This window comes from Ensifer sp. BR816 (assembly GCF_000378985.1).
In the GTDB taxonomy this organism is placed as follows: Bacteria; Pseudomonadota; Alphaproteobacteria; order Rhizobiales; family Rhizobiaceae; genus Sinorhizobium.
Window position 1 is genome coordinate 4,367,563 of the sequence record NZ_KB905370.1, and the last position, 18,449, is coordinate 4,386,011.

Consider the following 18,449-nt stretch of genomic DNA (forward strand, 5'->3'; position numbering starts at 1 on the left):
CGAGTGTTGTGCGGAGAGCAGTCGAACGGCAGCTTTGGCGCCGAGCAAACGTCCGGCCCGCGGACACTCTATGCATCGGAGGAACCATGCCAGGCTACAATCATCTCTTCATTCCCGGCCCCACGAACATCCCCGAACAGGTTCGCCAGGCGATGAACCTGCCGATGGAAGACATGCGTTCCCCGCGCTACCCGGAGCTGACCTTGCCGCTCTTCGCCGACGTCAAGAAGGTCTTCAAGAACCAGGACGGCCGCGTCTTCATCTATCCGTCGTCCGGCACCGGCGCCTGGGAAGCGGCGATGACCAATGTGCTCTCGCCCGGCGACCGCCTGTTGATGAGCCGCTTCGGCCAGTTCTCGCATCTCTGGGTCGATATGGCCGAACGTCTCGGCTTCGAGGTCGATTGCCTCGACAGGGAATGGGGTACGGGCGTACCGGTCGAGCTCTATGCCGAACGTCTCGCCGCCGACAAGGCGCATGAGATCAAGGCCGTCTTCGTCACGCACAACGAAACCGCGACCGGCGTCACCTCGGATGTCGCCGCGGTGCGCGCGGCGCTCGACGCCTGCGGCCATCCGGCGCTGCTCTTCGTCGACGGCGTCTCCTCGATCGGCTCGATCGATTTCCGCCAGGACGAATGGGGCGTCGATTGCGCCGTGTCCGGTTCGCAGAAGGGCTTCATGCTGCCGGCCGGCCTCGGTTTCCTTTCGGTCAGCCAGAAGGCGCTGGAAGCCGCCAAGACTGCCCGCCACATGCGCTGCTACTTCTCCTTCGACGACATGATCAAGACGAACGATACCGGCTACTTCCCCTATACGCCGCCGACGCAGCTGCTGCGCGGCCTCAGAGCTGCGCTCGACCTGATCTTCGAGGAAGGCCTGGAGAATATCTTCGCCCGTCACCACCATCTCGCCAACGGCGTCCGTGCCGGTGTCTCCGCCTGGGGCCTCAAGCTCTGCGCGACCGAGCCGAAGTGGCATTCCGACACCGTCTCGGCAATCCGCCTGCCGGAAGGCATCGATGGCGCCGAGGTCATCCGCCACGCCTACCGCACCTACAATACCTCGCTCGGAAGCGGTCTCAGCAAGGTCGCTGGCAAGGTTTTCCGCATCGGCCACCTGGGATCGCTGAACGAAGTGATGGTGCTCGGTGCGCTTTCGGCCGCCGAACTGACGCTGCTTGATTGCGGCGTGGCGATCGAGCCCGGTTCCGGCGTCGGCGCCGCGATCAAACAGTTCCGCTCTGCCGCAGCGACGGCAACCGCCAAGGCGGCCTGAACAGAAAACGGGAGGCATTCATGAGCCATACGATAAACCACCTCCGCCGGCTCCGCCTGCAGCGCAGCGAGCTCGCCGTACCGGGGTCGAACCCCGAGATGATCGAGAAGGCCGCCAATTCCGACGCCGACTACATCTTCCTCGACATCGAGGACGCCGTGGCGCCGCCGGACAAGGAACGGGCCCGCGCCAATATCGTCGCGGCGCTGAACGAGATCGACTGGCGCGGCCGCGGCAAGACCATCTCGGTCCGCATCAATGGCCTCGACACCCACTACATGTACCGCGACGTCGTCGACCTCATGGAACAGGCCGGCGACCGGATCGACACGCTGCTGGTGCCGAAGGTCGGGGTTCCGGCCGACCTCTACATGGTCGAGGCGATGGTCAACCAGATCGAGACGGCCAAGGGCTACACGACGCGTGTCGGCCTCGAAGCCCTGATCGAGACGGCACTCGGCATGGCCAACGTCGAAGCGATCGCCTCATTCGGTGGTCGGTTGGAAGCGCTGCATTTCGGCGTTGCCGATTATGCCGCGAGCCTCAAGGCCCGCACCGTCAATATCGGCGGTCTCAATCCCGATTATCCGGGAGACCAGTGGCATTTCGGCCTGTCGCGCATGACGGTTGCCTGCCGCGCCTATGGCCTGCGCGCCATCGATGGCCCCTTCGGGGATTTCTCCGATCCCGAAGGCTACAAGGCGGCCGCCCGCCGTGCCGCCGCGCTCGGCATCGAGGGCAAGTGGGCGATCCATCCGAGCCAGATTGCGCTTGCCAACGAGATCTTCTCCCCGCCGGAAAAGGAGGTCGACCGCGCCCGCCGCATCATCGAGGCGCTGAAGGTCGCCGAAAGCCAGGGCAAAGGCGCCGCCTCGCTCGACGGCAAGATGATCGACGCCGCTTCCGAGCGCATGGCGCGCAACGTGCTCGCCACGCATGAAGCCATTACGGCCGGCCGCTGAGAGGAGGAATTCATGGACATCCACGAATACCAGGCGAAGGAACTTCTTTCCCGCTACCAGATTCACGTTCCGCGCGGCGGCCTTGCCTATAGTCCCGAGCAGGCGGCCTATCGCGCCCGGGAGATCGGCGGCGATCGCTGGATCGTCAAGGCGCAGATCCATTCCGGTGCGCGCGGCAAGGCCGGCGGTGTCAAGCTCTGCTCGTCCGACCACGAGATCGTCGACGCCGCCGACGCCATGCTCGGCCAGACGTTGGTGACACACCAGACCGGACCGCAGGGAAAGCTGGTCGGCCGCCTCTATGTCGAGGAGGCGATGGATATCGCGCGCGAGATCTATCTCGGTTTCGTGCTCGACCGCAAATCCGAGCGCATCATGATCGTCGCCTCGTCCTCGGGCGGCATGGAGATCGAGGAGATCGCCGAGGCCGAACCGGACTCGATCATCCGCGCGACCGTCGATCCCGGTGTCGGCATGCAGGATTTCCAGGCCCGCGAGATCGCCTTTGGCCTCGGCATCGACAATGCCCTGATCGGCCGTGCCACGCAGACCCTGCTCGGCTGCTATCGCGCCTTCGTCGACTATGACGCCTCGATGCTGGAGATCAATCCGCTGGTCGTCACGCGCGGCGGCGATCTCGTGGCGCTCGATGCCAAGATGAGCTTCGACGAGAACGCGCTCTACCGGCGCCCGCAGATCGCCGAGATGCGCGACAAGAGCCAGGAGGACCAGCGCGAAACCTACGCATCCGATCGTGGCCTCTCCTATGTCGGCCTCGATGGCAATATCGGTTGCATCATCAACGGTGCGGGTCTTGCCATGGCGACCATGGACATGATCAAGATCGCCGGCGGAGAGCCTGCGAACTTCCTCGACATCGGCGGCGGTGCCTCGCCCGACCGGGTGGCGAAGTCCTTCCGTGCCGTGCTGCGCGACAGCAATGTCGAAACGATCCTCGTCAACATCTTCGCCGGCATCAACCGCTGCGACTGGGTGGCCGAGGGCGTGCTCAAGGCACTGAAGGAGGTCGGCGTACCGGTTCCGCTCGTCGTCCGCCTCTCCGGCACCAACATGGAGGAGGGCCGACGCATCCTCGCCGAATCCGGCGAAAACATCATCGTCGCGGAAACGCTGGCGGAAGCTGCCGACAAGGCAGTCGCTGCGTGGCGATCGTTCACTGCCGGCAAGGCTGCCTGAGGAGGCCGAGACATGTCCATTCTGCTCGACAAGAACACCCGCGTCATCGTCCAGGGCTTCACCGGCAAGATCGGAAGCTTCCACGCCGAGGACATGCAGCGCTATGGCACCAACGTGGTCGGCGGCGTTACCCCGGGCAAGGGCGGCCAGACCCATCTCGGCGTGCCGGTCTTCAACACCGTCAAGGGCGCGGTGCAGGAAACCGGTGCCGATGCCTCGATCGTCTTCGTGCCGCCACCCTTTGCGGCCGACTCGATCATGGAGGCGGCGGATGCCGGCATCCGGCTCTGCGTCTGCATCACCGACGGCATTCCCTCCCAGGACATGATCAGGGTCAAGCGATACATGCGGCGCTACCGCTTCGAGGATCGCATGACCCTGATCGGGCCGAATTGCGCCGGGATGATCACGCCCGGCGAGGCGATGATGGGCATCATGCCCGGCTCGATCTACCTGCCCGGCCGCATCGGCATCGTCGGCCGCTCGGGGACGCTCGGCTATGAGGCCGCAAGCCAGATGAAGGAGCGCGGCATCGGCGTGTCGACCTCGGTCGGCATCGGCGGCGACCCGGTCAACGGCTCGTCCTTCAAGGACATGCTGGAGCTGTTCGAGCAGGATCCGAACACCGATGCGGTGCTGATGATCGGCGAGATCGGCGGGCCGCAGGAGGCGGAAGCCGCGCTCTGGGCACGCGACAATATGAAGAAGCCGCTAATCGCCTATATCGCCGGGCTCTCAGCCCCGAAAGGGCGTCGCATGGGTCACGCCGGCGCGATCATCTCTGCCTTCGGCGAATCGGCCCAGGAAAAGGTCGAGATCCTGAAGAGCGCCGGTGTCACCATCGTGCCGACGCCGTCCTCGTTCGGCGAGACGGTCGCGGACGTGCTGTCGGTCATGAAAGCCGCCTGAGCGCGAGCGCAACCTCGTGTGCTTGCGGTCCGGCGCTGGCCGGTAAGAGAAGCGAAGCGCGCCCTTGCCGCGCGCTTCGCCACGGCCCTGAACGGGGCGACAGTTCCTCACCAAGTGGAACCCGCGCCGTCCTGATCTGCTCCTCGAAGGAATTTGGCAAATTCGGCGCCGGCTCCGATCATTTCGGCAACGCGTGTCGTCGTTATCACTCCGCCTGGTGTGCTGACCGCTTGCACGGCCAATCTCGCCCTTGACGCTGATGGAGGCGTGCACGCAGCGAGGGCGAGCAGTAAGCCGGGGCAGGGCTGGGACGCGAGAACGTTGTGCACCTTCCCCATCCCGATAACGCGACCGCCGATGAGCGGAGGGCCATTAGATCTAGGCATGCGGTCAGTCTCATTCGGCGGAGGCATGTGTGCGCCTCGATTAGCTGCAAACGGTCCAGGAATGAGCAACAGGCCAGTTCGGTTGCGCGCATGCAGTCTTGGACCTAAAGTCCTTGTTCGGCACGAGTTCAGGTTTCACTACCCACCGCCATTTTCCACCACAGCTGATAAGGAGCGTTTGCCATGAAAACGGACGACAAAGCACTGATCAGGAAGCGTGCCTATGAGCTGTGGGAGAGAGCGACCAGAGGGCGACGGGCTGAAGCACTGGTTCGAAGCAGCAGCCGAGATCCAGTCGACGAAGATCAACGGTGGCCAGCAGGATGTGGCCGTTGTTGCCCAACCGAACGAACCGGCAGTCGTCGCCAAAGTGAAACGGGCGCCGAAATCCACGACAGTAAAACAGTCAGAGAGCACCAAGCCGCTGAAAAAGACCATCGCTCCCAAAAAGAGTGGCGGCAAAAAGGGCAAACGGCCGGAAGCCCAATAGGTGGCTTAGTCTAGGATCGCATAATGTATCGTCGGGAAGCCCGCATAGCGGGGCGCCGCCTCCGACTTCGTGGCGGCGCCCTTCGCCCTGACTCTCAACCCCGGCGCTTGCCCCGACGCCACGGAGCGTTGCTCTGCCAGTCGCCGGCCATGATGGATCCGTAAGGGATCACCTCATCGACCACTTCGGCGAGACCATAGTGCTCGATCTGCGCCTTCACGGTCGCTGCGTTCTTGTAGGCGCTCGGAAGCTCGGACACGTCGGGCAAGCCGGCGTAGAAGCGCACGTCAAGGCCCTTCGTCTCCTTCTCCATGATCGTCGCGATGTTGTTCGGGCTCAGACCGCGAGTGTCGGCGCCATATTCCTCGCGCAGGTGCCTGATATGCGCCGTGCGCGAGAAATTGCGGCCGGCCCCATGCGGCGAGAAGCCGAGACCGTTGTCAGCGTTGGAGCCGCGCACGATCAGGATCGGTTCCGCCATGTTCAGCGGAATGATCGTGAGATCGGTCGCATCGCCTGCCCAGTTGTCGAAAGCGGGCGTCGCACCCTTGCCGTGGTAGAAGAGACCGTCGGATTTCCGGAACACGAAATTGTGCTCGTTCCAGAAACGGTCGCCGACCTTTGCGGTAAGCTTCTCCGCCGCCATGTCATGGATGGCGAAGTGGTTCTCCTTCGTCCACTGGCGGACCGTCTGCAGGGCCGACCAATAGATTTCTCCTTCTTCGCTCTCCGCCGGTATCCAGGCGTTTTCCCTCAGCGTTTCCGGGGAAAGCTGCTGGCGAAACCTGTCGGCGAGCTTCATGCCCCTATCATAGAGCCGCGCGCCAGGCGCACGCGAACCGTGATGGGTGACGAGCGTCGTCTCGCCGGTCGACTTCATTTGTCCAACATAGGCGAAATGGTTGCCGTCGCCCTGGGTGGCAAAGTGGTCGATGCCGACGCTGACTATCTCCCTGAGAAGCGGATTCTGCTGGAACGCCGAAAGCGTCGCCTCGGAAGGCTTGATCTGTGCACCGCGAGGGCGTCCACCCGGACCGAAATGCGTCACCGCATGCACGGCATCGAGCAGTGCCTTTGGCGACACCTCCGGGAAGGTCGAGATCGCCATCGAGCAGCAGATGTCGGCCGAGTGCATGCCGGGATGGATCGCCTCCGAGGCGACTACGCCGCCGACGGGAATCGTGCCAACCGGCCCGGAAGGGCAGGCGTCCGGCATGATCGCGGCCGCCCGAACGACAGGTGTGCGGACCAACTCGCGCATGGTGGCGCTGACCTTCTCGATGTTGTCCTGTTCCTGCGTGTTTTCGGCGCGGATATTCATGTGAATGGCCACGTCGTTCCCCGATCGCAGCGGAAGCGTCGGCGCGGGCTGATATCCGCGGGCGGCAGCCAGCGCATCGGCCGTCGAGCCGCCATCGCTCAACACCTTGTTGGCTGCTTCAAGCGCCGCGCGAAACCATTTGCCCTGGCTCATGCCGGCATCGATCAAGTCCTGTCCGCTCATTACTCCGGTCATTTTCTTATCTGCGTCTGCAGTCCTTCTGTTCCGTTCGTTTCTTCATCGCTTGGGTCCCGGCGACGAGTGTTGGCAGGACGCTTTACTGAGCTACGCGTTCCATCGAACACGGGATGATTTGAACATCCGACCTGCCCGCCTAAGGCTCGACGGGCCGCTCTACCCTGTAGTCCTACCGGCATTCGCCGGGCATTGCATTCCTCAGTTCCCCGGAGGGAACGTCGCAGCGGCGACGAGGTGGACGAAACCGGATGGCCCCGCTCGCGACAGAGAGCGCCGCCAAGGGTAGGAGTCGAACCCAACCAGACCATCCGATGTGGTGAGGCTGTAGTTCCGTCCGGCATTCGCCGCTGCCGTCAAACAGCTTTGCGAGGAAAACTTCCTGCCGTTTCTCCACGAAGGGAGATGACGGCAGCACAGGCTTCGAACCTGCAACTCCATTCGCGGAGCACCAGCGTCGTTTTCCAGGCATTCGCTGCCCATTCCATGGCGACGAGGTTTGCGAGAAACACTCTTCCTTGCGGAAGGTGGGATTCGAACCCACGACCCTTGCGGGCTACCGATGGAGTTCCTCACGCATTCGCCATGTATCCGCCCGTGACGACGAGGAGTGGAGAAACGTCCTGCTCTATCCGCTGAGCTACGGGTCCATAAATGGAGGACCCGGCGGGATTCGAACCCGCGACCTGGAGGGTTAACAGCCTGTAGTTTCATCCGGCATTCGTCACGGCCCCGCGCCGTTCACGGCGGCGCGGGGAATTGCTTTGTTCGGGTCAAAGCTCGATCGCTTCGATACTTTCCACCCAGGCTTCAGCTCCTGTTCTGTTGGCCGCGAAGGCCGCAATCACAGCATAGACGGCGTCAGAGAAGCCGCCGATGTTCAGCACGTCGTCACGCGTCGTCGCCTGAGACGTGGCGTAGGGCTGGATATCGAGGCAAACCAGCTTTGCGGCCGGGTTGATCCTCTTGATCCGCGCCCACTCGGTCATCACAGCGGTGGGCTGACCGCCGCGGCGCGCGTCCACCCAGGACTCGTTGTCCGAGATGAAGACGACGAGATCGACCTTCGCCTTCTCGTTGACAAGCTTCCTGAGCGGCGCGGAGCAGTTCGTTCCGCCACCGCCGATCGCGGCCAGCTTGCCGGCATTGGTCATCACCGAATCCCGCCGGTTGAGGTCGATGCGCACGACATCGTTCTCGAACGGCAGCACCCGCGCCTTCGGGTTACGCTGCAGGAAGGCCGCGGTCATCAGACCGGCGACATCGATGCAACGCACCGAGGACGTGGAACCCTTCCGGTAACCTGTCACCGACGAGCTCATGGAGCCGGATACGTCCGGGCAGAGCACGACATTTCCCTCGATCGCCGGCACATTGGCGATCGCGATATCCATAGCCTCCTGCAGCGCCTGCCTCACGACATCCGGAACCTGGCTGTCGACCATCCTCCACGCCATCATCAACTGATAGGGGAAGACCTTCGCCCTGCGGATCTCCTCAGGATCGGAGAGCCGCGCAGCCAGCGTCTCAGCGAACCCATCCACTTCGAACACGCCGTTGCGTGCGAAGGTGTTGAGGTTCTGCCGCACCATCTGCCAGCCGCCCTTTCGGGCGATCGCGACCCAATGCTCACGGGTGAGCGGCAGGGACGTCAGCAGTTGGAACGGCACGTCCGGCACTGGAGCTCGCTGATCGCGCCGGAATGCCTCCAGCGATTTCACCAGATCCGGCAGTGCCGCGTGATCATACGGCTTGCCGATCGCCCAGGCGTAGAGCGCCTTACGCTCCTGCGAGGATGGCTTCGGATGGACCATGCGGATCACATCGGCGAGCGAAGGGTCGTTGCCGACCATCGCACGCAGGATCTGCTCGACGCTTGCGCGCTCGAGCCATGCCTGCACGGCCTTCTTCGGCCGCGTGCCGAGCGACTTGCGCCCCGTTGCGCCCGAGCGCATGACCTGAACGAAGCCGCGCAGCATCTTGCCACTTTTCACGACCCGCGGAAAAGCACGCGCGAAAGCCTCGCTTTGAAGGCTCGAGAGCATCGCCAGCAGCATCACCGGCATGTCCTTCATATAGCCCTTCTCGGCCGCATGGATCGCCACTTTGGCAAGGAATTCCGGTTCGACCTGAAGCGCGAGAGCCTTCACCGCATCGAGCTGTTCGGCGCCGTTCGCATAGAAGGTGCCGTTGAACGTGCCGGTCACGGCATATTGTGCGAGTGTTTCCCGCGCCGACAGTGGATAGGCCGGAGCACCTTCGTGGTTTGTCGCGTCCGTGCCCGGAAGCAGCTTTCCGAGGTAGGATTTGAAGATTGCCTTGTTGACCATCACAGCACCTCTTGATTGGCTTGTGCCAGATAAATTTCAAGAGGCGTGCCAATTTGGCGAGGCGGCGCCGAAAAAACTATCCGTTTTCCATATCATGCTGAAATTAAAAGATAAAAAATTACTGAGCAGCGATCATTCGAAGGTTGCGGGACAAGCGTATGAGTGATTATCTTAGCTTTTGATATAGCAACTTATATTTTTGGATAATCATGAAGCGACGCGTTGCCATCAGCATTCTCGGGACCACCCTCGACATGGGCAAGCGGGAGGATCGCTGGAATCGCTGGCGACCAAATGTCGGCCTGTGCCAGCAATCAGGTCTCTTCATCGACCGGCTGGAGCTTATTCACGACAATCATGCCGGGGCCCTGGCAAGGCGGATCATCGGCGATATCGAAACCGTGTCGCCGGCGACGGAAGTGCGCAGCAACGTCATCAACTTCAAGGATCCTTGGGACTTTTCCGAAGTCTATACCGGCCTCCGGGACTTTGCCCGCGGCTACGCGTTTGATCCGGACGAAGAGGACTATCTCGTCAATATCACCACCGGGACGCATGTGGCGCAGATCTGCTGGTTTCTGCTCACCGAAGCCCGCATCATCCCCGGTCGATTGCTTCAGCTCTCGCCGCCCCGGGAACGGGAGCCGGGGGAGGATTTCGCCGGAACGCACCGGATCATCGATCTCGATCTCTCCCGCTACGACGAAATCGCCAAGCGCTTCGCCTCCGAACGCGCGGACGCCGCATCCTTCCTGAAGTCGGGGATTTTAACGCGCAATGCCGCCTTCAACCGGATGATCGACGAGATCGAGCGGGTCGTCATCCGCTCGACGGCGCCTGTGCTCCTGACGGGGCCGACGGGTGCGGGCAAATCCCAGCTTGCTCGTCGAATCTATGAGCTCAAGAAGAACCAGCGCAAGGTGAGCGGACAGTTCATCGAGGTCAATTGCGCGACCCTGCGCGGCGATCACGCGATGTCTGCCCTGTTCGGCCATGTGAAGGGCGCCTTCACGGGTGCAGCCGGCGAACGGGCCGGTCTGCTCAAATCGGCCGACCAGGGCGTGCTGTTTCTCGACGAGATCGGCGAGCTCGGACTGGATGAGCAGGCGATGTGCCTGCGGGCGATCGAGGAGAAGCGCTTCCTGCCCGTCGGCGCCGACCGCGAGGCAACGGCTGATTTCCAATTGCTTGCCGGCACCAACCGCGATCTCGGCGACGAGGTGAGAAAGGGCAGATTCCGCGAGGACCTTTATGCTCGCCTCAATCTTTGGACCTTCCGACTGCCGGCTCTGCGGGAGCGCAAGGAGGACATAGAGCCCAATATCGAGTTCGAGCTGAGGCGCTATCTGGAGCGCGAGGGACAGAACGTCACCTTCAACAAGGAAGCACGCGAACGGTATCTTGCTTTCGCCACCAGCCCACAGGCAGTCTGGAGCGCGAATTTCCGGGACTTGTCGGCCTCCATTACGCGGATGGCCACGCTCGCCCCGCACAGCCGCATCACAATCGATGTCGTCAATGACGAGATCCGCAGGCTGAACGCGTTCTGGCGGCCCCCATCAGACGTTCCTGATGGTGACTCGATCCTCGAAGAGCTCCTCGGCGCCGGTGGGGCAGCGCGCCTCGATCGTTTTGATGCAGCGCAACTTGCCGCAGTACTTCGCATGTGTCGGGATCATGCGACGGCGAGTGCCGCCGGCAGAGCGCTTTTCGCAAATTCCCGCCTGGAAAAGAAGAGTAGCAATGATGCCGACCGTCTCGTGAAATATCTTGCGCGCTTTGGCTTACGATTCGAGGACGTAACGAAGCGGGACTAGCAGGAACGCCTCACGTTCTGCGCTTGTACAACAAACGCGGCAGACCCTGGCGTCAGACTTTGGGGCCGACGCCAGGATTGCTCCTTTTACATCACGACGCCAATTCAGGCGCGACCGTGATGATTGCAGTCGTTCCAGAGACGGCTCCGACGGCACCCCGCTGCGGGGCTCCCTCTTCGAGTTCGTCCAGAAGCGCGTGCCAAAGGGAGAGGCAAAGCCCGACCATGACCAGCAGGAAGGGCGCGGCCGCGATGATCGAAGCGGTCTGAAGCCCCTGCAAGCCGCCCATGACCAGCAGCACCGAGGCGGAGGCTCCCGCCAGCACACCCCAGAGGACGACCACGCCGGGGCGCGGCTCGAGCGTGCCGCGCGACGAAAGCATGCCCATGACAACCGCGCCTGCATCCGCGCCCGAGATGAAGAAGATCGCGACCAGGAACATGGCGGTCAACGATGTCAGCCAGGCGAATGGATATTGTGCGAGCAGGGCAAAGAGCGAGACGGCCGCGCCCTTGTTGTTGACGGCGTCAACGATGCCGCCGGCACCGAACAGTTCCGAATGGAGCGCGGTGCCGCCCATGATCGTGAACCAGACGAAGGTGACGCCGCTCGGGATCAGGAGCACCCCGATGATGAATTCCCGAATCGTGCGGCCGCGCGAAATGCGCGCGATGAACACGCCGACGAAGGGTGCCCACGAGACCCACCATGCCCAATAGAAGATGGTCCAGCTCCCGAGCCATTTGCCGTCACTGAAGGCCGCGGTGCGGAAGGACATCGTCACGAGGTCGCTGAGGTAGAAGCCGAGCGATTCCGTGAACGTGTTGAATATGAAGATGGTCGGCCCGATGCAGACGAGGAACAGCAACAGGAGAAGGGCGATGACCATGTTCATGTTCGAGAGGAACTGGATACCCTTGCCCACCCCCGACACTGCCGAGAGAATGAACAGCACGGTCATGACACCGATGATGGTGAGCGCGATCGTATTGGACTCGCCGGTAGACCAGAGGAAGTTCAAACCGCTGTTGATCTGCTGAGCCCCAAGGCCCAGCGACGTTGCGGTGCCGAACAGCGTGGCGATGATTGCCAGGACGTCGATCGCCTTGCCGATCGGTCCGCTGGCCGCCTCGCCGAGGATCGGTGTGAAGGCGGCGGAGATCAGGTTCGATTTGCCTTTGCGGAACGTGAAATAGGCGATCGTCAAACCCACGACCGCGTAGATCGCCCAGGGATGCAGCGCCCAATGGAAGTAGGAATATTTCATGGCGAGCAGGGCCGCTTCCAGACTTCTCGGCTCGGCTTGCCCATGCGGGGGGCTCTCAAAGTGATAGATGGGTTCGGCAACGCCCCAGAACATGAGGCCTATTCCCATGCCGACGCTGAACATCATGCATATCCACGAGGCCGTCCGGAACTCGGGACGCTCGTCGTCCTGGCCAAGGCGGATCTTTCCGAAGCGGCTCACCGCCAGAAACAGGGCGAAAGCCAGGAAGCCGACCGAGGATACGACAAAGCCCCATCCGAAATCCGCGATGATCGTATCCAGCACCACCTTGGCAGTCGAAGCGAGGCTTTGGGGGGAGAGCGTCCCCCAGCCGACAAATCCTAATATGAAGATCATGGCCGGCCAAAAAACGGCCGGGTCCACGTGAATTGACCTTGGTTGTTGCATCGGTTTCCCCTTTTCGGTTCGTTGGTTCTTGAACCGCTCCCATCCGGCTTTTTCGTTGGATGGTTGTCGCCTCTCATAGGCGACTTTCGCGCGACTCAGGCTGCCTTTCAGGCCCTGCGCGCACAACACTCGCTCAGGCAGAAAAGAATGCCAGACGGGCGGCACCGATGCGGTCCGAGCGGGTGGCAGTATGGAAGGGTGGGTAGGTCCCGGACTACCCGGGCGATCGATCGGATTTCAGCCGGTCATCGGGGCGAAGGGGCTGGAATGTCGCGCATATCCTACAGCGCCCGCGTCGTCTCAGCCGCGCGGGATCTCTGCAGACCTTTGAATTTGCGGAACTCGGAAGTGGCCGCGCGTCAGGCGGCCGACGCACATGCGACCGGACGCGTTGACCTCGCCTTGATGCTGCGGCCCCGCGCTTCCTGCGGGGAACACCCAAAGGTTTCGCGGTAGCACTTGGAGAAATGCGAAGCCGACACGAAGCCACAGGCGATGGCGACTTCCACGACCGGCATTGCCGACTGGACCAACAGCAACTGGGCGCGCTCGAGACGGAGCTTCAGATAGTAGCGCGCCGGGGAACAGCGCAACTCGTTGCGGAACAGCCGCTCGATCTGGCGGCGCGAGAGCCCGATCGAAGCCGTAAGCTCCTCCACCTGCATCGGCTCGGTCAGGCTCCGCTCCATTTTTTCGACCAGCTTCATCACAGTGGGATCCTGAACCCCGACGCGTTGGGCGAAGGGAAGGCGCTGCCGCTCCCCCGGATCGCGGACGCGGTCGACAAGAGCGAGCTCGCAGATGCCGCTCACGACGCTTTCGTCGAAATCGCGGCCGATGATGTGGAGCATCATGTCGAAGGAAGCGGTGCCTCCGGCACAGGTATAGATGCTGCCGTCGACTTCGAAGATTCCCGTGCTGACGCTCGCCGCACGAAAGCGCTCGATAAATCCGGGATGGTTTTCCCAATGGATCGCGCATTTCCTCTCGTCGAGCAGCCCGGCTCTCGCCAGGACATGCGCCCCGGTGCACAGACCGGCGACGGCGACGCCGCGATTGCGACACTCGCGCAGCCATGCGTCGGCCGCACGGTCGGCGTGGCGCTCGACGTTCTTTCCGCCGCAGATGACCGAGACGGACGGACGCAGCCGGCTGCCGAGATGCTGGCGCTCGACCGTTACGGAATTGTCGGCTTCGAGCGTGAGGCCGCAGCTGGCGCGGACCTTGCCACCGTCGGAAGAGACGACGCGCCAGGCATAGGCTTCGTAGCCGACCACCGCGTTTGCCAACCGCAGGGCCTCGACCGCGGAAGAGAAGGCCAGCATTGTAAAATCTGGCACAAGGTAGAATGCGAACAGACGCTGTTCGGCACTCGTCATTTTCATGCAAGACCCTCCGCTCGACTGCCAGCCGCGCCCTCCAGCGTTGCATGGCATATCTACTCCTCGAAAGGCTTGGAGTATTGACCTCTATTAGAAATCTGAAAAGAATGATTGCGTCATATCGGCAGTAGAAATGAGACGCCATGCGAATGGATGCCAACAACGTTTCCCCGAGCAGTATCCGGCGTGACCAGAACGCGCGTCTGACCGTGGGGTTTGTGCTGGTGCCGCGGTTTACGCTGTGTGCCTTCGCAAACTTTGTTGACGTGTTGCGCCTTGCCGCCGATGAAGGCGACCGTAGCCGGCCGATTCAATGTCGATGGAAGGTCGTCGCCCCCGACATGAGAGCGATCACGGCGAGTTGCGGCGTTTCCGTTCAGCCGCAGGAGGTGTTCGGCAATCCCAGGCTCTTCGACTATATCGTCGTGGTCGGCGGGCTCATGGACGAAATGGACAGGCCCGACGACCGTGTGGAGGGTTTCTTGCGGCAGGCCGCCTCGGCCGGCGTTCCGCTCGTGGGCCTTTGTACCGGCACCTTCATCCTCCATCGTGCCGGACTGATGGAGGGCTACCGCGGCTGCGTAAGCTGGTTCCACCATCAGGATTTTCTTTCGCAGTTCGACGGGCTCAGGCCGGTATCCGACCAGATCTTCGTCGTCGACCGCGACCGCCTGACATGCTCGGGCGGCACGAGCACTGCGCATCTGGCCGCGTTCCTGGTCGACAGGCACATCGGCAAGGCCCAATCCACGAAGAGCTTGAACATCATGATGATCAACGGGGCTGAGGACGGCAAAACACCGCAGCCCGGCCTGACGCTCGACTTCCGGACCACGGATCCTCTCGTCAGGAAAGCGCTTCTGCTGATGCAGCAAAATCTGGACGCGCCACTTTCCGTCGCCGAGTTGGCGAGACATCTGCAAGTCGGCAAACGCTTGCTCGAAAGGCATTTCAGGGAAGCACTTGGAACCTCGCCGCTGTCGGCGTTCATCGAGATGCGGCTCTTGCTCGCGCGCCACATGCTCGAAAACACCGACAAGTCGATTGCGACGATCGCGGCGGAAAGCGGTTTCTGCGATTCATCCCATCTCAGCCGGATGTTCCGGAGACGCTTCGCGGGCACGCCGCACGTTTTCCGGGCATCCCTGGCGCGTCCGGGACGGGCAGCACGCGGCGAGACTGCCCGCTGAAGCGATGGCTTCGCGTCTGGTTGCTGCACCGTCGCGCACTACGCCGTTTTCGCGGCTGCCCCAGCCTCATATCCCGTCGAGGCACTTCTTGATGAGCCTGTAGGACCACCGCAGGCGCGCCGATGACGCATTCCGCGTGCTGTTCGACGCATATGAGGTCTTTTTTCGAACGTGTTCGCTTCACTATCAGGCACTTTCCCGTCTCGAAATCAGATAGGCAGACAATGACGAACATCGCGCATATGCAGGAACAGCGACTGAAGGCCCTCCAACTGACCCGGGATGGCGCGCCACGGTTGCCGTCCAACCCGTTCTTCGGCGTCGGCCCGATCACAGACGCGACAACGGATGAAGTGGACAGCCGCCTGCGGCGCATCGCCTTCGACGCCTGGATCGAGAAGACCTATCGCAAGTTCGACGACAGGGGTAACGACATCGGCGGCTTCACCACCGCCGAAATTTCCCGCAGCATGCACCGCGGCTATCCGGCAGACAAAATCCTGACCGACATGATGCGGGCGATCCACCGCTATTTCGGCTTTCCGAAGACGAACCGCATGGCGGTAGGGCTCGGCGGCGGCCACAGCGGCTACACTGTCTGCGTCCAGCACCTGATGAATGCCAATGACGCCTCCCAGCGCGTCTATGTCGATACGCCGCGGCCGGAAAGCGATCCGTCCAAGGCCGCCGGCTTCTTCCGCCAGTCCTGGGCCACCCAGCTGATCGAGATGCAGCGCTTCGCCGAAAAGGGCTGCGAGAGCCGCATCCATTTCGCCGCCTCCGAAGGCGTGATCCCGACCGCGGCCGAGCTCTCCGAACTCGGCGTGTCGATCTTCGTCGGTGTCGGCCACGAGACGACCGGCGCCAACGCCTATACCAGCCGCGAGATCCACGAACTGTTGAGCTGGATCGACGCCGATCCGAAAAACCGCCATGCGGTGTTCGACGCCACCTCGATGCTCGGCGCCATGCCGTGGGAGCCGGAACTGGTCAGCGCCGTGATGGCGAAGTGCTGCCTGTTCATGCCGTTCCAGAAGGCGATCGGCGGGGTTTCGGGCTATTTCGTCGCCTCCTTCACGCCGCATGCGCTGGCCCTGATCGAGAAGAACCAGCACGATCCTGCCTGGGCGATCCCGCGCCAGCTGAAGATCGCGCCGCCGATCGATCCGAGGCAGCCATTTTCGGCCAAGCGCTCCGTCGATGCCGGACCGTTCTACGATGCCGGCGACGACCGCATGCTCGGCGGCGTCATCAACACCTACAGCGCGCTCGCCTTTGCCGAGACCACCTTCGGCCTCCTGCAGTCGGAGGCGCGGGTCGGCTCCGTCGTCGAGCTCAACCGCCGTTCTGCCGGCAATCGCCAGGTGATCGACGAGTGGGTCAAGTCGCATCCGCTGCTGTCGCTGACCGTGACGGATGCCGAGCGGCGCGGCGCGGCGGTGACGCTCTTGAAGGTCGAGGACGACGGCATCACCGATCCCGCCATCCACGCCCGCATCATCGCCCGTTCGAAGCAGCTGCTTGGCTATGAGGGCATTACCCATCCGAACGGCGAATACGAGCCTGGCCTTGACGCGGCCCGCTACGTCAACGCCTTCCCGGGCACGCCCGGCGATTACCGCGCCTGGGTCGGCGGCATCCGTGAGCCGGAAGATGTCGTCGCGCTCTTGGAAAACCTGCAATACGCCTATCTGCGCGCCAAAATCGTCGTCCTCGAAGAGGAACTGGCGAAGAACGGCGTCACCTTCGAGGCATCGGCCAAGGCCGGCGGGGCCGTCCGCAAGGACGATCCGGCGCGCGCCTATACGGTGCTGATCGCCGATCTGCTGGGCCTGCGCTTCGGCGCCGACGGCCAGCCGGATCACAGCGAAATCAAGGCCTATATCGAAGATAAGGGCGGCGTCTTCCATCTCGGGCCGCTCGGCGACAAGTCGGCGCTCGAGAAGGGCCGCATCCACTTCTTCTACCAGCCGAACCTCAGCACCGAGGCGGAGATCCTGCCGCAAACCGACAAGGGCCAGTACGACGCGCTGATCGCGGCGGCGACCTTCATCCCGAAGGCCTCCGTCTTCCCGCTCGGCGGCGTGCGCATCGGCGCCGGCACCGGCAACATGGGCTCGGCCTCCTGGGGCGGCGGCAACGGCGAGGGCGGCGAGGCGCCGCTGATGAACACGCCGGGCATCAACAGCCGGGCGACCGCCCAGATGGCGATGAAGGCGATCCTCAAGGTCGTTCCCGACCTGCCGGTCGACAAGCTGCACCGGATGGTCGCCGAGGGCGACTTCGACACCGGCCGCCAGCTCAAGGACTTTCCGACCGCCAAGCTCGAGGGCCGGAAGATCGCCATCCTCGGCTATGGCAATATCGGCCGCGAAGTCGCCAAGCTCGCCAAGGCCTTCGGCATGAAGGTGGCGATCTACGCCCGCGACCATCACAAGCGCTGGATCGAGGCGGAAGGCTTCGAGCATGCCGCAAGCCCGATTGCGGCGGCGACCGGCGCCGACGTGCTCTCCGTCCATATCGGCCTCGGCCGCCTGGACGCGGCGACCGGCATCTATTCCAACGCCGGAACCGTCGGTCAGAAGGTGCTCGGCGCGATGAATGACGGCGCGGTGCTGGTCAACTACGACCGGGGCGAGGTCGTCGATGCCGCCGCGCTCGACGAAGCGCTGTCGTCCGGCAAGATCGCGTATGCGGCGATCGACGCCGACCTTTTCAAGGACGCCGCGACCGGCAAGCTCAGCGGGCCGATGCTTCCCTACCTGCCGCTCGAAGAGCGCCACAAGGGCAAGCTGGAACTGCTGCCGCACGCCGCCGCCGACACCGACCACCCGTCGCGGGTGACCGGTGCGAAGCAGGCGGTTGACCAGATCTTCGACGTCATCCAGTTCAAGTCGGTCACCAACCTCAAGGGCGATCTGCCCGAGGGTTATGTGTCGGCCGGCAGCCGCACGCCTGCGGGCATCGGCAGGGTGACGAAGCAGGTGGTCGCCGAGGCCGGCAGCAAGGCCGGGCTTCTGGACGAGCTGCGGCAGACCTCGGAAAAGGTTGCGGCGATCCTGGGCGCGCTCTCAGCCATTACCGATCCGGACCATCGCGACCGGATCGTCGACCGCTACACCGGCCTGCTGGTCGAAAGTGCCGACCGGCAGCGGGCGCTGCTCGATGAACTCGGCCTCTACGGGCCGGCGGAGGCATAAGGTCTGGTGGCTGCTCGTCGAGCGCCGCCCGGTCTTGACCTTACTCTCTGATGTAGCCGTCACCCGGCTGAGGTGATCGCTGCCAACCTTCCACCACGTTCCAAAGGCCGCACCGTCT

General features: G+C 63.0%; 13 protein-coding genes. 9 read left to right on the forward strand and 4 right to left on the reverse strand.

The features are described 5' to 3' along the window. Window positions 1-86: 86 nt before the first annotated feature. The 5 genes from RHIBR816_RS0120985 to RHIBR816_RS34465 all read left to right on the forward strand — a co-directional run bounded on the left by RHIBR816_RS0120985 (window position 87) and on the right by RHIBR816_RS34465 (window position 5,221). Window positions 87-1,277, forward strand: coding sequence for an aminotransferase class V-fold PLP-dependent enzyme (locus RHIBR816_RS0120985; protein ID WP_018238561.1), 1,191 nt, complete (start codon window positions 87-89; stop codon window positions 1,275-1,277). 20 nt (window positions 1,278-1,297) lie between these two features. After that, entirely contained in the window at window positions 1,298-2,239 is a 942-nt protein-coding gene (locus RHIBR816_RS0120990; RefSeq protein WP_018238562.1) for a CoA ester lyase, read from the forward strand. A gap of 12 nt (window positions 2,240-2,251) precedes the next feature. After that, complete coding sequence (locus tag RHIBR816_RS0120995; protein ID WP_018238563.1) at window positions 2,252-3,436, forward strand: malate--CoA ligase subunit beta; 1,185 nt, start codon at window positions 2,252-2,254, stop codon at window positions 3,434-3,436. 12 nt (window positions 3,437-3,448) lie between these two features. Then, the gene (gene sucD / locus RHIBR816_RS0121000) at window positions 3,449-4,345 is read left to right on the forward strand and encodes a succinate--CoA ligase subunit alpha (RefSeq protein ID WP_018238564.1); all 897 of its coding nucleotides are present in this window, start codon (window positions 3,449-3,451) and stop codon (window positions 4,343-4,345) included. A gap of 609 nt (window positions 4,346-4,954) precedes the next feature. Next, entirely contained in the window at window positions 4,955-5,221 is a 267-nt protein-coding gene (locus RHIBR816_RS34465) for a hypothetical protein (protein ID WP_018238565.1), read from the forward strand. 94 nt (window positions 5,222-5,315) lie between these two features. On the opposite strand, the gene RHIBR816_RS0121010 is transcribed toward RHIBR816_RS34465, so the two are convergent. Together RHIBR816_RS0121010 and RHIBR816_RS0121015 are read right to left on the reverse strand one after the other, a co-directional pair. Continuing rightward, window positions 5,316-6,725, reverse strand: coding sequence for an RtcB family protein (locus tag RHIBR816_RS0121010; RefSeq protein ID WP_018238566.1), 1,410 nt, complete (start codon window positions 6,723-6,725; stop codon window positions 5,316-5,318). Window positions 6,726-7,510: 785 nt separating this feature from the next. Then, complete coding sequence (locus RHIBR816_RS0121015; RefSeq protein WP_018238567.1) at window positions 7,511-9,067, reverse strand: RNA-binding protein; 1,557 nt, start codon at window positions 9,065-9,067, stop codon at window positions 7,511-7,513. Between RHIBR816_RS0121015 and RHIBR816_RS37595 the strand changes: the two genes are divergently transcribed. Then, entirely contained in the window at window positions 9,057-9,233 is a 177-nt protein-coding gene (locus RHIBR816_RS37595) for a hypothetical protein (protein WP_157628218.1), read from the forward strand. The genes RHIBR816_RS0121015 and RHIBR816_RS37595 overlap by 11 nt on opposite strands. 43 nt (window positions 9,234-9,276) lie before the next feature. Continuing rightward, window positions 9,277-10,884, forward strand: coding sequence for an RNA repair transcriptional activator RtcR (gene rtcR, locus RHIBR816_RS0121020; protein ID WP_018238568.1), 1,608 nt, complete (start codon window positions 9,277-9,279; stop codon window positions 10,882-10,884). 91 nt (window positions 10,885-10,975) lie between these two features. Here rtcR and RHIBR816_RS0121025 read toward each other — a convergent pair whose 3' ends face one another. Together RHIBR816_RS0121025 and RHIBR816_RS0121030 are read right to left on the reverse strand one after the other, a co-directional pair. Then, window positions 10,976-12,559 carry a BCCT family transporter gene (locus RHIBR816_RS0121025; protein ID WP_034815566.1) on the reverse strand — a complete coding sequence of 528 codons (1,584 nt, stop codon included), beginning with the start codon at window positions 12,557-12,559 and terminating at the stop codon, window positions 10,976-10,978. Between the two features lie 359 nt (window positions 12,560-12,918). Next, entirely contained in the window at window positions 12,919-13,944 is a 1,026-nt protein-coding gene (locus tag RHIBR816_RS0121030; RefSeq protein ID WP_026187261.1) for a GlxA family transcriptional regulator, read from the reverse strand. Window positions 13,945-14,090: 146 nt separating this feature from the next. On the opposite strand from RHIBR816_RS0121030, the gene RHIBR816_RS0121035 reads away from it, so the two are divergent. Together RHIBR816_RS0121035 and RHIBR816_RS0121040 are read left to right on the forward strand one after the other, a co-directional pair. Continuing rightward, window positions 14,091-15,131, forward strand: a complete 1,041-nt coding sequence (locus RHIBR816_RS0121035; RefSeq protein WP_018238571.1) for a GlxA family transcriptional regulator — start codon at window positions 14,091-14,093, stop codon at window positions 15,129-15,131. A 224-nt stretch (window positions 15,132-15,355) separates the two neighbouring features. After that, window positions 15,356-18,331: an NAD(P)-dependent oxidoreductase gene (locus tag RHIBR816_RS0121040; protein ID WP_018238572.1), complete on the forward strand. Its 2,976-nt coding sequence runs from the start codon at window positions 15,356-15,358 to the stop codon at window positions 18,329-18,331. The last annotated feature ends 118 nt before the right edge of the window (window positions 18,332-18,449 follow it).

Bases quoted from the DNA above. Each gene is read 5' to 3' on its own strand.
- RHIBR816_RS0120985 (WP_018238561.1), top strand. From the start codon at position 87: ATGCCAGGCTACAATCATCTCTTCATTCCCGGCCCCACGAACATCCCC.
- RHIBR816_RS0120990 (WP_018238562.1), top strand. From the start codon at position 1,298: ATGAGCCATACGATAAACCACCTCCGCCGGCTCCGCCTGCAGCGCAGC.
- RHIBR816_RS0120995 (WP_018238563.1), top strand. From the start codon at position 2,252: ATGGACATCCACGAATACCAGGCGAAGGAACTTCTTTCCCGCTACCAG.
- sucD (WP_018238564.1), top strand. From the start codon at position 3,449: ATGTCCATTCTGCTCGACAAGAACACCCGCGTCATCGTCCAGGGCTTC.
- RHIBR816_RS34465 (WP_018238565.1), top strand. From the start codon at position 4,955: ATGAGCTGTGGGAGAGAGCGACCAGAGGGCGACGGGCTGAAGCACTGG.
- RHIBR816_RS0121010 (WP_018238566.1), bottom strand. From the start codon at position 6,725: ATGAGCGGACAGGACTTGATCGATGCCGGCATGAGCCAGGGCAAATGG.
- RHIBR816_RS0121015 (WP_018238567.1), bottom strand. From the start codon at position 9,067: ATGGTCAACAAGGCAATCTTCAAATCCTACCTCGGAAAGCTGCTTCCG.
- rtcR (WP_018238568.1), top strand. From the start codon at position 9,277: ATGAAGCGACGCGTTGCCATCAGCATTCTCGGGACCACCCTCGACATG.
- RHIBR816_RS0121025 (WP_034815566.1), bottom strand. From the start codon at position 12,559: ATGCAACAACCAAGGTCAATTCACGTGGACCCGGCCGTTTTTTGGCCG.
- RHIBR816_RS0121030 (WP_026187261.1), bottom strand. From the start codon at position 13,944: ATGAAAATGACGAGTGCCGAACAGCGTCTGTTCGCATTCTACCTTGTG.
- RHIBR816_RS0121035 (WP_018238571.1), top strand. From the start codon at position 14,091: ATGGATGCCAACAACGTTTCCCCGAGCAGTATCCGGCGTGACCAGAAC.
- RHIBR816_RS0121040 (WP_018238572.1), top strand. From the start codon at position 15,356: ATGACGAACATCGCGCATATGCAGGAACAGCGACTGAAGGCCCTCCAA.